Raw genomic sequence first — 15273 nt, 5'->3', positions numbered from 1 at the left:
CATGCGGAAATAAGGAACCCGCATTGTAATTGCCCGGCGCCGCCATATGCCAGCATCGCTATCCCAGAGCCGTTTTTCCAGTATCGCTACTAGCCAGTACCGCCTCGCCAGTACCGCTATGCCGGCGCCGCCATGCCGGCGCCGCTTGCCGCGGCGCATATTGAGCGAATGGCGCTCAGCGCCGCGCCGGGCGCCTGCCCGGCAGGCCCGCAGGAACTTCTTTCAGCTTCTGCAGGATCATGTTGGAGCGTATGTCGGTGACGCCATGGGTGCGGTGCAGCCTGTTGACGATGAAATCCGTATAGTCCTTCAGGCTTGCCGCCTGCACGCGCAGTATGTAGTTGCTTTCGCCGGTGACCACATAGATGGCGCAGACTTCGGGCCACAGGCCGACCTCGGCCACGAAACGGTCGTGCCAGCCCTCTTCTTCTTCGCGCATCGACACCTGCACGAAGGCCTCGATCTCGACGCCGAGCTTTTCGGTGTCCAGGCGCGCCTCATAGCCCAGGATGATGCCGCTGGCCTCCAGGGCCTTGAGGCGGCGCAGGCAGGCCGAGGGCGACAGCGCCACCTTGTCGGCCAGATCCTGGTTGCTGATGCGGCCGTTCTCTTGCAGGCAGGCCAGAATACGTAGATTGATCGCGTCCAGTTCCATTTTCGTCTTTTCTATCCACCGGGCCGTCCCAAGGCAAAAAGCGCCCCCTCGACAATAAGCCCGGACACGACACAGACCCTGCGGATTGTGCCGTGCCTGGCGAATCCGAGCAGCGTGCAGGCCGCGGGTGAGCAGCAAGCCGAAGGCAAAGCGCGGGGGCATTTTATTGCGCGCCCAGCACCCGTATCGGCATTTTATTGATTATGGGGCTTGCGCACGGCGTCATTTTGCATGCTCATGCACCGGCTTCTTCTATACCATATTCCTGATTCGCAGCGGCGCGGCACGGCGCCCTCTTCCCCACACTAGGAGTAACCCGACATGACTTCCGATCCGCAGCAAGGCGCCGGATGGCACGACGCCAGCATGGATTTTTCCAAGGACATGAGCTACGGCGACTACTTGGCCCTGGACCAACTGCTGGATGCCCAGCATCCGCTGTCGCCCGAACACAATGAAATGCTGTTCATCATCCAGCACCAGACGACCGAACTCTGGATGAAGCTCATGCTGCACGAACTGCGCGCCGCCCGCCAGCACATCGACGCCGAGCAACTCGGCCCCTCGTTCAAGATGCTGACGCGGGTCTCGCGCATCATGGACCAACTGGTGCAGGCCTGGACTGTGCTGGCCACCATGACCCCGCCGGAATACACGGCCATGCGCCCGTACCTGGGCCATTCGTCGGGCTTCCAGTCCTATCAGTATCGGGAAATCGAATTCATACTGGGCAACAAGAACGCCGCGCTGCTGCGCCCGCATGCCCACAACCCGGCGCGCCTGGCCGAGGTCCGGCAAGCGCTGGAAACCCCCTCGCTGTACGAAGGCGCCGTACGCCTGCTGGCACGCCGGGGGCTGCCTATAGATCCCGCCCGCCTGCAGCGTCCCGTGACGGAACGCACCGAATTCGACGCGTCGGTCGAGGCCGCCTGGCTGGAAGTCTATCGCGACCCGCAGGGCCACTGGGAACTCTATGAACTGGGGGAAAAGCTCGTAGACATCGAGGATTCGTTCCGGCAATGGCGCTTCCGCCACGTGACCACGGTAGAGCGCATCATAGGTTTCAAGCGCGGCACAGGCGGCACCGAGGGGGTTTCCTACCTGCGCAAGATGCTGGACGTGGTGCTGTTTCCCGAGCTCTGGCGGCTACGCACCGTGCTGTGACTCGGGCTCGGGTGCGGGAGGCTCGCCTTCGAGCGCCTTGATGCGGGACTCCAGCGCGTCGATGCGCGCCAGCGCCTTTTGCAGCAAGCCGGCCTGCACGTCGAATTCTTCGCGAGTGATCAGGTCGAGACGCGAGAAGGTCTGCGCCATCATGGCCTTTACGTTGCGCTCGATATCGGCCGCCGGGCTGCGAGCGATCAGATCGGACATGTTTTTCTGGAATTCTTCGAACCAGTCTGGGCGGATGGTCATGGCGGGCTCCGGGGACATAAGGCGAACTACAACAATGCCAGTGTAATAAAAAATAGGGCCGAGCGAAGCCCGGCCCAAACAAGGAGACAGAAGCAGAATCAGGCTCGCCGCCCGGGCATCAATTCCCCGGGCTGGACGGCGGCGTGGATTGTCCATTGCCGACGGAATCCTGGATCTTGTGATCGGCGCTGGCGGCGCCGCGCTTGATCGCATCGCCCACTTCGCCGGCCTTGTCGACAGCACTGTCCTTGATTTCGCCGGCCTTGTCGGCAATCTTGTTGCCGAGATCCTTGGCCTTGTCGGACGCGCTTTCGTCGGCGGCTCCGCTGGACGGGGCCGGCGTGCTCTGCGAACCCGCCCCAGGCTCGGGAGTAGGCGCCGATCCGGGCGCAGCCCCCGGTGCGGCCGGAGCCGCGCCCGGAGCCCCCGGGGCCTCGGCGGGAGGCGCCGTGGTATCGGGCGCGCCCTTGTCGTCGCTCTTGGAGCATGCGGCCAGCAGGCTCAGGCAAGCTCCGGCGGCCAGGATGGCCAGATGCATACGGGTTTGTTTCATGGCGTAGTTCCTCTCTTGTTGAAAATTCCGGGTCGGGCCGGCACCTGCAGGGCCACCGGCTCGATGCAGTCTTGTCTTACAAGTGGCTTAATTTGATTCTATGCACCCGCGGCCGTATGCCCAATACCCCGATGTAATTCATGATTTCAAGAGAAATCGGCGATCGACTGCAATGTGGCTTGCAGGCCCCGCCGCGCCCCGCTTTGCGGTGCCGCCGGCCACCGGGCCGCATACACACCACGAAACAAAACCGGCGCGACACCAAGCTCTTGTTACTTATTCGCCGGCGTTTTGTAGGCATGTACGCAACGTTGCAGGCGCGATTCCCGGGCCACGATGGTGCGCCGGGGCGCCGATCATGCACCAGAAACGGGCATAACGCGCCGCCATATGGCTCTGGGCACCACGCCGGGGCTCGCCCCGCCCACGATCCAAGCCCGGCAGGCGCAGTACGCACACGCCCCCGCTGCGCCCCTCCCTACACGCGCGATCCCGGCTCAGGCTCTGCCTGGAAAATCTGGCACGGGTTTTGCTTCTGTGTGATCGACCTCATGTTTTTTCAGGAAACCCGAGATGAAACTGATCACCGCCATCATCAAACCCTTCAAGCTGGACGAAGTCCGCGCCGCCCTGTCGGAACTCGGCATACAAGGCATGACCGTCACCGAGGTCAAGGGCTTCGGCCGCCAGAAAGGCCATACCGAACTCTATCGCGGCGCCGAATACACCGTCGACTTCCTGCCCAAGCTGCGGCTGGAAATGGCGCTGGCCGACGATATGGTCGAACGCGCCGTCGAAAGCCTGTGCGCCTCGGCCCACACCGGCAAAATCGGCGACGGAAAGATCTTCGTCACCCCGATAGACCAGGCGATACGCATCCGCACCGGAGAGTCGGGCGATCAAGCCCTCTGATTCTGCGACTCGACATTCGTCATTCACCTCAGGAGCTTTACATGGACAAAGCGGATATGGTGTGGGTCAGCGTGTCGACGCTGCTCGTACTGCTCATGGTCACTCCCGGCCTCGCCCTCTTCTACGGCGGGCTGGTGCGCAGCAAGAACGTGCTCTCTATTCTGGTGCAGGTGCTGTCGGTATTTTGCATCGCCATCGTGCTCTGGTTCATCTACGGCTACAGCCTGGCGTTCACGCAAGGCAGCCCGGTGATAGGCGGCGTCTCGCGCCTGTTCTTCAGCGGCATGCTGGACCTGGCAACACAGAAATTCGCCATGAGCGCGAGCATCCCCGAACTCACCTTCGCCTCGTTCCAGGCCACGTTCGCCGGCATCACCTGCGCGCTGCTGATCGGCGGTTTCGCCGAACGCATCCGCTATTCGGCGGTGCTGGTGTTCACAGTGGTCTGGATGACCCTGGCCTATGTGCCGATCGCACATATGGTCTGGGCGTCCGACGGCTGGCTGTTCAAAAAAGGCGCCCTGGACTTCGCCGGCGGCACCGTGGTGCACATCAATGCCGGTATCGCCGGCCTGGTCGGCGCCTACTACCTGGGCGCACGCATTGGCTACCGCAAGGAATCGATGCAGCCCCATAACCTGCCCATGGCCATGATAGGCGCCTGCCTGCTATGGGTGGGCTGGTTCGGCTTCAATGCGGGCTCGGCGCTGGGCGCCAATGAAACCGCGGCGCTGGCCTTCTTCAACACCCTGCTGGCCACGGCGGCGGCCGTGCTGGCATGGACGGGAGTCGAATGGATGTACAAGGGCAAGCCCTCGCTGCTGGGTGGCATCTCGGGCATGGTGGCCGGACTGGTGGGCATCACACCGGCCGCGGGGCTGGTGGGGCCCGGCGGCGCGCTGGCCATCGGCCTGCTGACGGGCGCGGTCTGCGTATGGGGCGTCAATGGCTTGAAGCGCATGCTGGGCGCCGACGATACGCTGGACGTGTTCGGCATCCACGGCCTGGGCGGCATTGTCGGCGCCATGCTCACGGGCCTGTTCAACGCCCAGCCGCTGGGCGGGCCGGGGCTGAAGACCATGGCCGAAGTCCCGCATCAGCTATGGGTGCAGTTCGAAGGCGTGGCGTGCACCGTGATCTGGTCAGGCATCGTGGCGCTGATCGGCTACTTCATCGCCGACAAGCTGTGCGGCGGCCTGCGCGTGGCACCTGATGTGGAACGCGAAGGCCTGGACATTCCCTCGCATGGCGAATCGGCCTACCACCGCTAAGCCTGCAGTACCGCCGGCCCGGAGCCCCGGGTCGGCCCTATCCCCTGTCCCCGATCAGGCCGCCAGCGCGGCCAGGTCTATGGGCTCCGCCCGGTTCAATGCCGAGGCCACCTTGACGCGCAACGCATTGGTGTGGGCCAGCCGGACTTCCTTCTTGACGTCCAGCAGCTGCTGCGGATGCATGGAGAATTCCTTCAGACCCAGGCCGAGCAGCATGCGCGTGACGCGCGCATCGCCCGCCATTTCGCCGCACACCGAGACGGGCTTGCCCGCACGCTCGCCGGCATTGATGGTATTGGCGATCAGGCGCAGCACGGCCGGATGCAAGGGGTCGTACAGATCGGCCACGTCATTGTCGCCGCGGTCGATCGCCAGGGTGTACTGGATCAGGTCATTGGTGCCTATGGATAAGAAATCCAGATCGGCCACGAAGGGTTCGATGGCAATGGCGATGGCGGGAATTTCGACCATGGCCCCCAGTTCGATCTTGCCGCTGTACTTTTCGCCGCGTGCATCGAGTTCGGCGCGCGCGGCGGCGATCGCCTGGCGCGTGGCAAGCACCTCGTGCATGTGCGAGATCATGGGGATCAGGATGCGCACCGGACCATGCCGGGAAGCGCGCAGCAGCGCCTTGAGCTGCACGGCGAACAATTCGGGATTGGCCAGGCAATAGCGTATGGCGCGCAAGCCCAGGGCCGGATTGGTGGCCACCGTGACCTCGCCGTCCAGCGTCTTGTCGGCCCCGAGGTCGAGTGTGCGGATAGTGACCGGCCGGCCCTGCATGGTGCGCACCACCGTGGAATAGGCCTGGTACTGTTCTTCTTCGCCCGGCAAGTCGGGGCGCCCCATGAACAGGAATTCGCTGCGGAACAGGCCGATGCCGTCGGCGCCGGCCGCCATGGCGACGGCCGCCTCTTCGGGCAGCTCGATATTGGCTTCCAGACGGATGGCTACGCCGTCCAGCGTCACCGCCTGAGCGTCGCGCAGCACCGTCAGGGCGGCGCGCTCGTCGGCGTAGGCCTGCTGGCGCCGATGGTATTCGTCCAGCACCTGTTCCGACGGATTGATGAGCACCGCGCCCGTGGACCCGTCGGCGATCAGCATGTCGCCGTCGCGCACCAGCGAGCGTACATGGCCCAGGCCCACCACCGCAGGCACATTCATGCTGCGCGCCACGATCGCGGTATGCGAGGTCGGGCCGCCCAGGTCGGTGAGAAACGCGCCGAAACGCGCGCCCCGCAGACGCAGCATGTCGGCCGGCGAGATGTCGCGCGCGACCACGATCAGGGACTCGTCGGCATGGTCGGCGTCCAGCAGCGGCAGCAGCGTCATGGAGCCCGACAACATGCGCAGCACCCGCTCGATGACCTGGCGCACGTCGGCGCCACGTTCGCGCAGGTATTCATCCTCCATGGCGGCGAACTGCTCGCCCAGGATCTGCCCTTGCGTGGCCAGGGCCCATTCGGCGTTGTACTGGCGCTCGGCGATCAGGTCGCAGGTCTGCTGCAGCAGCATGGGGTCGACCAGCAGCATGCCGTGCACGGTCAACAGGGCCGCCAGTTCGCGCGGCGCATCGGCCGGCAGGCTGCTGGCCATATTGTTCAGTTCTTCGGCGGCCGCGGCCACGGCCGCTTCCAGGCGCTCGCACTCGGACTGCACGTCGTCGGGCTGGATGCGGTAGTGCGCCACTTCCAGCGTGGCTGCGCCCATCACCACGGCGCGGCCTATGGCGAAACCCTTGACCACCCCCTGGCCCTGCATGCACAACATGGAACCGTGATTGATGCCGGGTGCCGAGCTTGCTGGAGTCATGGGTGGGCCTGTCGGTGGCGACGCCTGCCGGCGCCTGTTTTACTTTTGCGTCTACGCTATTCCTGTTCGCCGAATTTATTTTCGAACAGCAAACGGATGTCTTGCAAGGCCTGCTCGGCGTCTTCGCCCTCGGCATCCACCTTGACGGTGACGCCCTGGCCCGCCGCCAGCATCATGACGCCCATGATGCTCTTGGCGTTGACGCGCTGGGCGCCGCGCGCCACGAAGATGTCGGCCTTGAACCTGCTAGCGAGCTGCGTCAGCTTCGCCGCGGCACGCGCGTGCAGGCCCAGTTTGTTGCTTATTACGATGTCTATGGTCGGCATAAGGATCAGGAGTCGAAAAAAAGCGTGACGGCTCGGGTGGGTTCAGGCACAGACATCGCCATCGGTATCGGCGGGGCCGGTGTCGACGATACCCTTGAGTGCGCCCTGGCGCACCTGCTGGCTCAGCTGCTCGGGCATTTTCTGCTTTTCGGTGAGGGCTTTCAATACCATGCACAAATTCGTGCCGGTCAAGAGCCGGCTTTGGCCGCCCTGCCGGGCGTCCTGGGCAAGCGCGCGTTTGGCGATATTGAACGGCGTCGCGCCGTAGATATCGCAAAGAATCAGGGTTTCTTCCCCGGCGCTACGAGCCTGCGCCAGCAGATCGGCCAGGCGCGGCACGAGTTCGTCGGGATTGCCCTCGGGCTGCACATCGAATACTTGCAGCGCCGGCGCGCTGCCCAGCACATGGCGGGCGCACTCCGCAAACGCCGTAGCCAGCGGCGCATGCATAACCAGCACGATAGCAGCCATCCGCTCAACCCTCCGCGGCGCGCTCCAGCGCCTGGGCAAAGCGGGCGGCCACATCGAAGTCCGTCTGCTCGGTGATTTCCACGAAACAGGTCGGGCTGGTGACATTGACTTCGGTCAAATAATCGCCGATGACGTCCAGGCCGACCAGCAGCAGGCCGCGTTCCACGAGCTTGGGCCCGAGCGCCCCGGCGATTTCGCGATCGCGCGCTGTGAGCGGGCGCGCCACGCCACGGCCGCCGGCAGCCAGGTTGCCGCGGGTCTCGCCGGCCATCGGGATGCGCGCCAGGGCGTAAGGCACCGGCTCGCCGCCTATGATGAGGATGCGCTTGTCGCCGTCGACGATCTCGGGGATATAGCGCTGCGCCATGATGGTGCGAGTGCCGTTGGCCGTGAGCGTTTCCAGGATGGAGCCGAGATTGGCCTCGGGCTGGCGCAAGCGGAAAATGCCGGTGCCGCCCATGCCGTCCAGCGGCTTGACGATGACATCCTTGTAGTGCGCATGGAAAGCGCGCAGCCGCGCCATATCCGAAGACACCAGCGTGGGCGAGGTAAAGCCCGCGAACTCGGTGATGGCGAGTTTCTCGGGATGATTGCGTATCGCCGAGCCCGAATTGAAGATGCGCGCCCCTTGTGCCTGCGCGTAGTCGAACAGGTGCGTGGCGTACACGTATTCCATGTCGAAGGGCGGATCCTTGCGCATGACGACGGCGCCGTACGCGGCCAGGGCCGCATCGGCAGCTTCGCCGTGTTCCCGCCACCATGCATGGCCGTGCAGGTCGGCGCCTTCGTCCACCGAAATGCGGGTGCCGCGCACCTTGACCACGCCCTCGTCGATGTACAGGTCGCGCATCAAGGCCACGCTCAGTTCATGGCCACGGGCCTGCAAAGCCCGCATCATGGCTACGGAAGAATCCTTGTACGCCTTCAGCAAAGGCAAGGGGTCGATCACGAACAACACATGCATGGTGCACCTGCGCGAGGCCGCCGGCGGGCGGGCTGGGATGAAAGAAAACTCAGGCGGCGGAATCCTGCTTGACGGGCGCCTTCTTGCGCGGCGCCAGCACCATGACCATCTGGCGGCCTTCCAGCTTGGGCATGGCTTCCACCAAGCAGATCTCGGCTAGGTCGTCGCGCACTCGCTCGAGCACCCGCATGCCGAGTTCCTGGTGCGCCATTTCGCGGCCGCGGAAACGCAGCGTGACCTTGGCCTTGTCGCCTTCTTCGATGAAGCGGCGCAGATTGCGCAGCTTTACCTGGTAGTCGCCCTCGTCAGTGCCGGGGCGGAACTTGACTTCCTTGACCTGGATGATCTTCTGCTTGGCGCGGGCTTCCTGCTGCCGCTTTTGTTCTTGGTATTTGAATTTGCCGTAGTCCATCAGGCGGCAAACGGGAGGAGCGGCGTTGGGCGCGATTTCGACGAGGTCCACGTCGTTCTGTTCGGATAAACGGAGCGCGTCCGGGGTTTTGATTATGCCCAGCTGCTCGCCGTCCACACCAATGAGCCGCACTTCAGGAACGCGGATTTCCCCATTGATGCGATGAGCTTTGTCGGTAGCGATGTCTAAGACTCCTTGGAGTTGTTGAAAATCAGGCCTGCGCGGCCTGTCCGGCGTCGCGCCGGCTGTCGATGTCCTGCCGCAAGCGGCTGGCGAAGTCGGCCAGGGACATGACCCCCAGGTCGGCGCCGCCGCGGCCGCGCACCGCCACCTTGGCGGTTTCGCGTTCCTTGTCGCCTACAACGAGAATGTAAGGTACTTTTTGCATACTATGCTCACGAATTTTACGGGTGATTTTTTCACCACGCAAATCGGAACTGACTCTAAACCCTTGTTTTTTCAGGCTTAGAGTGACTTCTTCGGCATACTCCGCAGAGGGCTCCGAAATGCAGCAGACCACTGCATGCTCCGGCGCCAGCCAGGGCGGCATCGCCCCGGCGTGATTCTCGATCAGCATGCCGATGAAACGCTCGAGCGAGCCGAGGATGGCCCGGTGCAGCATCACGGGGGTGCGGCGCTGGTCGTCGGTATCCACATATTCGGCGCCCAGACGCGCCGGCATGGAAAAATCCACCTGGATCGTGCCGCACTGCCATTGCCGACCGATCGCGTCTTTGAGCGTGTATTCGATCTTGGGCCCGTAGAAAGCGCCCTCGCCCGGCGAGACTTCGAAGTCGCAATGGGTGCGCGCCAGGCTTTCCATCAGGGCGCTCTCGGCCTTGTCCCAGACTTCATCGGCGCCGATGCGCTTGTCGGGGCGCGTGGCCACCTTGTAGAGAATCTCGGTAAAACCGAAGTCTGCATAGACTTTCTGCAGCAGGGCCGTGAACGCGGCGCACTCGTCCTGCAACTGGTCTTCGGTACAGAAAATATGGCCATCGTCCTGCGTGAAGCCGCGCACTCGCATCAGCCCGTGCAGCGAACCGGACGGCTCGTTGCGATGGCACTGGCCGAATTCGCCATAGCGTATCGGCAGCTCGCGGTACGAATGCAGGCCGGCGTTGAAAATCTGCACATGGCCCGGGCAATTCATGGGCTTGAGGCCATAGACGCGGTTCTCGGACTCCGTCGTGAACATGTTCTCGGCGTAGTTGTCCCAGTGGCCGGTCTTCTTCCACAGTGAAAGGTCCAGGATCTGCGGCGCCTTGACTTCCTGGTAGCCGTTGTCCTGGTAGACCTTGCGCATGTACTGCTCGACCTGCTGCCAGATGACCCAGCCCTTGGGGTGCCAGAAGATCAGGCCCGGGGCCTCGTCCTGGAAATGGAACAGGTCGAGTTCACGCCCCAGCTTGCGATGGTCGCGTTTTTCGGCCTCTTCGAGCATGGTCAGGTACGCGGCCTGCTCTTCCTTGGTCGCCCACGCGGTGCCGTAGATACGCTGCAGCATCTCGTTCTTGCTGTCGCCGCGCCAATAGGCGCCGGCCACCTTCATGAGCTTGAACACCGTGAGCCGGCCCGTGGACGGCACGTGGGGGCCGCGGCACAAGTCGATGAAGTCGCCTTCGCGGTACAGGCTGATGGGCTCGTTGGAAGGAATCGAGGCGATGATCTCGGCCTTGTAGTCCTCGCCTATGCCCTTGAAGAACTTGACGGCGTCGTCGCGCAGCCATTCCTCGCGCGAGACCGGTTCGTCCTTCTTGGCCAGCTCGGCCATCTTCTTTTCGATGGCCTGCAGGTCTTCGGGCGTAAACGGGCGCTTGTAGGAAAAGTCGTAATAGAAGCCGTTCTCGATGACCGGGCCGATCGTGACCTGGGCGTCGGGAAACAGCGACTTGACGGCATAGGCCAGCAGGTGCGCCGTGGAATGGCGGATCAAGTCCAGGCCTTCCTTGTCCTTGGCCGTGACGATCGCCAGGCTGGCGTCCTGCCCGATGACGAAACTGGTGTCCACCAGCCGCGGCTGCGCACCCGGCAGAGTGACCTTGCCCGCCAGCGCCGCGCGCCCCAGCCCGGCGCCTATGGACTGGGCGACTTCGCTGACGGAGACGGGGCCGGGAAACTCGCGCTGCGAGCCGTCGGGCAGGGTGATGTGAACCATAGATTATCCTGATGAAACGAAAAAATGCCCCGATACCGCCGGTCGCGCCGGCCTGCAGCCCCCAAGGCCGCTATGCCTCGGGCTCGCCGACAGCAAAACCCTTCCCGTGCCACAACAGGCCGCCGCCCGGTAGAAAAGGGGCAATTTTTAACTTTGGGGCGGCAGACAGCAAAAACGCGGCACCGGCCGCGTCTTGTGGATGTCTCGATAACGTACGAAGGACAGACGAAAAACGCGGCGATTTCAGCGGTTCCAGCTAGTAGTTCGCAACGCGGTCGATGTCATGTCGGGCTTCGGGTACGGAAAATCGGAAACAGGAAATTGCTTATGAGTGTAACACTGTCCGAAGACATTCCGGCCGGAATACCCGATAAAACCGCGTCTGCGGCCGCATTTCCGCCCGGGCTGTTGCATAAAACGCAATAAACGGGCAACCGTAGCGGCGCCGGCGGCCATTCAGCGCCAAAGCTGGTACAGGTACTTGCGCCGGAAACGTTCGAGCCGATGCAGGGCCCCCTGGATCGGCGCCGGCCAGCGGCCCTCGAGAGTCGAGCCGAACCTGCCCAGCTTGGTGCCCTGCTCCACCACGGTGGGCTCGAGCCACAGCATGCGGATCCCCAGCTCGGTGTCCATGCGATCGAATTCATTGTCGATGGCGCCGCGCATCTTGTTGCGGGCGATCCAGTCCAGCCGCAGCCGCGCCGCATCGGCGCCTATGATGTAGGAATCCGCGAGGCGCCCCTTGGTCGCCGGATACAGGGACTGTCCGGGCCGGCGCTGGCTGCGCGGCGTATACCAGTTGCCGCCGCAGCCTATATAGCAGACCGTGGCCGCGCCCGAGTAGTCTCGGTCGAGTTCGCGCAGCGCCGCGTCCACGCCCCGGCGAAAGCCCGGCAGCAGCACGGCATCGTCCTCCAGGACCAGGCAATGGCGCCAGCCGCGCGCGACGATGCGCTGCATGATGGCGACGTGCTTGAGCCCGCAGGATTTGTGCCCTTTCGTCAAGCGCTCGCCAGCCTCGGGCCGGTAATAAAGGCTGTCGATTTCGGGAGTGATTTCGTCGGCGTCGTGCTCGAGCACCAGCTCGCCGTGCAGGCCGAAGCGCGCCAGCTCGCCCTCGATATGGGCACGCCGGTCGGCGTAGGCCTTGACGTTCACCACCAGGATGCCGTTCAGGCCCCAGGCCGCCGTAGATACGGGAATTTGCGCGTAGTCCAAAAGCCGTCGCGTCTGTCAATGGAAACAGGCGCAGTATAGCCCAGGCTCCCCTGGGTTTCGGGGCCCGCGGACGGCGCCGGCGCCATCCCTGCTGGCCCGCATTGAAGCATGTGCCCCCGGGTTTACAGGACGCGCTACGGAACCCGGGCGGCCCTGTCCCGGCCGGCCGCGGGCACGGTTTCAGTAGCGCCCGGACAGCAGGCTGCCCGCCCGCGGCGCCTCGGCTTTCAAGCCGAGTTCCTTGAGCATGCGATAAACGGTGGCCACTGCCGCCGTGACCACCGGCAGGCCGAGCCTGTCCTCGACCTCCTGCACCGACTGCAGCGAGGGCATCTGCACGCAGGCCGACAGCACCACCGCGTCCACGCCCCGCGTGTCCAGGCGCTTGACATGCTCGGCCGGCGCCAGCGGATCCTGGCGCCCTACTTCCAGGTTGTCGGGAATTTCCAGCGACAGGCTGTCGCGTACTTCTATACCTTCGCTTTGTATATAGTCGACCACCAGGCCGGTCAGCGGCTTCATATAAGGCGTCAGCACCGAAACCTTCTTCGCGCCCAGCGCATGCAGGCCCTGCACCAATGCCCCGGCGCTGGAGACCACCGGCGCCGCGGCGCCATTGGATGCCGTGACTTCATGCAGGCGCTTTTCCGACTGCCGGTGATAGCCCGGGCCCTGGCTCATGATGGCCACCAGGCAGGCATAGCCGAGCACGTCCACGCGCGCATCGGACAGCTCCAGCGCGCAGCGGTCGGACTCGGCATCCATCTGGCGCAGTTCCTCGGCCGTCACCTTCTTCATGCGCATGCGGCTGGAATGATAGGTGAAACACTCGGGAAACAGCTCGCGGCGGCTGTCGAGCATGAAGGGAATCTCGGTCTCCATGGTCGTGTTCGAACTGGGAACGATCTGGCCGATGCGATAGCTGCGGGCGGGGTTTTCCGGCATGGTGAGCCTCTCGATACAAGAGCCATCATCATGGCGCATCGCGGCGCCACGAACCAATACCGATTACGTATCGAGATCGAGCTTTGCCCTATACTTGGGCGGGCCGGGCCCGGCGCGGCTACCCGCGCCCACGGCCGGCCACCGCCTAGGGATATCCGTATGGAACTACGCCAGCTACGCTACTTCGCGGTCCTCGCCGAAGAATTGAATTTCACCCGCGCGGCCGACCGCCTGCACATCTCGCAGCCCCCGCTCAGCGCGCAAATCGCGCAGCTCGAGCAGGAACTGGGCGTGCAGCTCTTGCATCGCAACAGCCGCAGGGTCGGCTTGACCGACGCCGGCGCCGCCTTCCTGCAGGAAACGCGGCTGCTGCTGCAGCGGCTGGACGAAGCGCAGCATCATGCGCGCCAGATACACGACGGGTTCGCCGGCCGAGTCGAGCTCGGCGTGTCGGGCTCGCATTTCCTGGGGCCCCTGCCGCAGCGCCTTGGGCTTCTGGCGCAGGCGCGCCCAGATATCGTCGTTGCCATCCGCGAGCTGTCGCCCAGCCGCCAGATCGAAGCCCTGCGCGAAAGCCGCATCGACCTGAGCATCTCGCGCCAGCAAGTGGACGACGACACACTGCGCAGCCGCCTGCTATGGCCCGACCCGGTCGTGGTCGCGCTGCCGGCTGCACATGCACTGGCGGCAGCCGCGAGCGGCGTGGCATTGGCGGCGCTGGCCGCAGAATCCTTCATCATGCTGGAGCGCGAATCATCGTCGTTCGCGGCGCGCGTGTACCGGGCCTGCGCCGCGCAGGACTTCACCCCGCAGGTGAGACATACGGTGGTCGAGGTTCCTACGCAACTCAGCCTGGTGCAGGCCGGCCTGGGGATTGCGCTGGTGCCCGCCTCGACCCGCTCTTATTGCCGGGACGGCGTGGCTTTCCGCCCCCTGGATGCAGCAGGCCTGCAGGCCGACGTCTACGCCGTCACACGGCGCGACAGCCGCAACGCAGCGCTGGAAACCATTCTGGAGTTTCTGGCGCCGTAGCGCCAGTGCGGCGCCCCATTTCGTGTGAACAGGCCCTACGCTCAGTTCGTCAACGAAATCCCGTTTTCCTTGACAAAAGTGTTCCAGCGCTGGAACTGCTCGAGCGCGTAGCGATCGGCGCTGGCCCCGTCCTCGGCCATCACCTCGAAACCGAGGTCTTCCAGCTTGCCTTTGACTTCCTTGTCGGACAAGGCTTGCTGGAATGCCTGCGTCAGCGTCTTCGCAACGCCATCGGGCGTTCCGGACGGCGCGAAAATGCCGATCCACGAATAAGCGTTATAGCCCGGGAAGCCGGACTCGGCCACGGTGGGGGTATTGGGCAGATCGGCCAGGCGCTTGTCGCCGGTGACGGCCAGCGCCTTGACTGCGCCGGAAGCGATATGCGCCTTGAGCGCGGCATAGCTGAGCGTCGTGAGGTTGACGACATTGCCGAGCACTGCCTGCACAGCCGCGCCGCCGCCGCCAAACGGCACATGCAGAATATCCACCTTGGCGCGGCGCTTGAGGTCCTCGATGCTGAGGTAATTCAACGATCCGGTGCCAGTCGACGCATAGCTATATTTGCCGGGATGTTCCCGGGCGGCCTGCAGGAATGCCTTCAGGTCTTTGCCCGGCGTGGACGGAGACGCAGCGATCACCAGAGGGAAACGCAGCGCCAGGGCAATGCCGCGAAAATCCTTGAACGTGTCATAGGGCAAGTCATGGCGCACGATGGGGTTGATGGAGTGCGAGTCGAAACTGACCAATAGCGTATTGCCATCCGGCTTGGAACGCGCCACGTATTGCGAGGCGATCTGGGTCGCCGCGCCAGGCTTGTTTTCTACGATGACGGTGCGCCCGAGCAAAGCCGCCAGCTTGGGCTGGATGATGCGCGAAGCGATGTCGGTACTGCCGCCCGGCGCGAACGGCACAACCAGCTTGATCGGCACGCCATCGGCATGAGCCGTCCCCGCCAGCCCGGCAGCCAGCAGGCAGGCCGCGCCCAGTTTCAGAATGCCCCCCCTCAGGGGCTGAAAATAATGAAAAGTCCCGATCATGTTTCTTCCTTTTGTACTTGGGTGTGCCACGAATAAATCAAAAACGGAAAAGCCCGCGCGCATGGCCGGCGCCGTCCCGCATACGGGGATA

General features: G+C 64.0%; 16 protein-coding genes. 4 read left to right on the top strand and 12 right to left on the bottom strand.

The window, feature by feature from the left end:
* Nucleotides 1–175 precede the first annotated feature (175 nt).
* The gene (locus tag KVP10_RS00380) at nt 176–655 is read right to left on the bottom strand and encodes an Lrp/AsnC family transcriptional regulator (RefSeq protein WP_217962463.1); all 480 of its coding nucleotides are present in this window, start codon (nt 653–655) and stop codon (nt 176–178) included.
* Between the two features lie 321 nt (nt 656–976).
* Here KVP10_RS00380 and kynA point away from each other — a divergent pair, with 321 nt between their 5' ends.
* Nucleotides 977–1819, top strand: a complete 843-nt coding sequence (gene kynA, locus KVP10_RS00375) for a tryptophan 2,3-dioxygenase (RefSeq protein WP_217962462.1) — start codon at nt 977–979, stop codon at nt 1817–1819.
* On the opposite strand, the gene KVP10_RS00370 is transcribed toward kynA, so the two are convergent.
* Both KVP10_RS00370 and KVP10_RS00365 read right to left on the bottom strand, forming a co-directional pair.
* A complete protein-coding gene (locus tag KVP10_RS00370; RefSeq protein ID WP_217962461.1) occupies nt 1802–2071 on the bottom strand; it encodes an accessory factor UbiK family protein in 270 nt (89 codons plus the stop codon). The two genes, kynA and KVP10_RS00370, sit on opposite strands and share 18 nt — an antisense overlap.
* A 118-nt stretch (nt 2072–2189) precedes the next feature.
* A complete protein-coding gene (locus tag KVP10_RS00365; RefSeq protein WP_217962460.1) occupies nt 2190–2624 on the bottom strand; it encodes a hypothetical protein in 435 nt (144 codons plus the stop codon).
* A gap of 573 nt (nt 2625–3197) precedes the next feature.
* On the opposite strand from KVP10_RS00365, the gene KVP10_RS00360 reads away from it, so the two are divergent.
* A complete protein-coding gene (locus tag KVP10_RS00360) occupies nt 3198–3536 on the top strand; it encodes a P-II family nitrogen regulator (protein WP_217962459.1) in 339 nt (112 codons plus the stop codon).
* A 41-nt stretch (nt 3537–3577) separates the two neighbouring features.
* Nucleotides 3578–4807 carry an ammonium transporter gene (locus KVP10_RS00355; protein WP_217962458.1) on the top strand — a complete coding sequence of 410 codons (1230 nt, stop codon included), beginning with the start codon at nt 3578–3580 and terminating at the stop codon, nt 4805–4807.
* Nucleotides 4808–4861: 54 nt separating this feature from the next.
* Here KVP10_RS00355 and ptsP read toward each other — a convergent pair whose 3' ends face one another.
* The 8 genes from ptsP to KVP10_RS00315 form a co-directional block, all read right to left on the bottom strand.
* A complete protein-coding gene (gene ptsP, locus KVP10_RS00350; RefSeq protein WP_217963039.1) occupies nt 4862–6553 on the bottom strand; it encodes a phosphoenolpyruvate--protein phosphotransferase in 1692 nt (563 codons plus the stop codon).
* Between the two features lie 122 nt (nt 6554–6675).
* Entirely contained in the window at nt 6676–6945 is a 270-nt protein-coding gene (locus tag KVP10_RS00345) for an HPr family phosphocarrier protein (RefSeq protein ID WP_217962457.1), read from the bottom strand.
* Between the two features lie 42 nt (nt 6946–6987).
* Nucleotides 6988–7416, bottom strand: coding sequence for a PTS sugar transporter subunit IIA (locus KVP10_RS00340; protein ID WP_217962456.1), 429 nt, complete (start codon nt 7414–7416; stop codon nt 6988–6990).
* A gap of 4 nt (nt 7417–7420) precedes the next feature.
* Complete coding sequence (gene gshB / locus KVP10_RS00335; protein ID WP_217962455.1) at nt 7421–8380, bottom strand: glutathione synthase; 960 nt, start codon at nt 8378–8380, stop codon at nt 7421–7423.
* Nucleotides 8381–8429: 49 nt separating this feature from the next.
* Nucleotides 8430–8975 carry a translation initiation factor IF-3 gene (gene infC / locus KVP10_RS00330; RefSeq protein ID WP_217963038.1) on the bottom strand — a complete coding sequence of 182 codons (546 nt, stop codon included), beginning with the start codon at nt 8973–8975 and terminating at the stop codon, nt 8430–8432.
* Between the two features lie 28 nt (nt 8976–9003).
* The gene (gene thrS / locus KVP10_RS00325) at nt 9004–10950 is read right to left on the bottom strand and encodes a threonine--tRNA ligase (RefSeq protein ID WP_217962454.1); all 1947 of its coding nucleotides are present in this window, start codon (nt 10948–10950) and stop codon (nt 9004–9006) included.
* A gap of 456 nt (nt 10951–11406) precedes the next feature.
* A complete protein-coding gene (locus KVP10_RS00320; protein ID WP_217962453.1) occupies nt 11407–12168 on the bottom strand; it encodes a glycosyltransferase family 25 protein in 762 nt (253 codons plus the stop codon).
* Between the two features lie 180 nt (nt 12169–12348).
* The gene (locus tag KVP10_RS00315; protein WP_281421942.1) at nt 12349–13113 is read right to left on the bottom strand and encodes a maleate cis-trans isomerase family protein; all 765 of its coding nucleotides are present in this window, start codon (nt 13111–13113) and stop codon (nt 12349–12351) included.
* A gap of 159 nt (nt 13114–13272) precedes the next feature.
* On the opposite strand from KVP10_RS00315, the gene KVP10_RS00310 reads away from it, so the two are divergent.
* Nucleotides 13273–14145: a LysR substrate-binding domain-containing protein gene (locus KVP10_RS00310; protein ID WP_217962452.1), complete on the top strand. Its 873-nt coding sequence runs from the start codon at nt 13273–13275 to the stop codon at nt 14143–14145.
* Nucleotides 14146–14186: 41 nt separating this feature from the next.
* Here the strand turns inward: KVP10_RS00310 and KVP10_RS00305 are convergent, their stop codons facing one another.
* A complete protein-coding gene (locus KVP10_RS00305; protein WP_217962451.1) occupies nt 14187–15182 on the bottom strand; it encodes a tripartite tricarboxylate transporter substrate binding protein in 996 nt (331 codons plus the stop codon).
* Between the last annotated feature and the right edge of the window lie 91 nt (nt 15183–15273).

The organism is Candidimonas humi (assembly GCF_019166065.1).
Taxonomy (GTDB): Bacteria; Pseudomonadota; Gammaproteobacteria; order Burkholderiales; family Burkholderiaceae_B; genus Candidimonas; species Candidimonas humi.
Note: the sequence above shows the minus strand (reverse complement) of the source record. Positions and strands in the feature narration are given on the sequence as shown.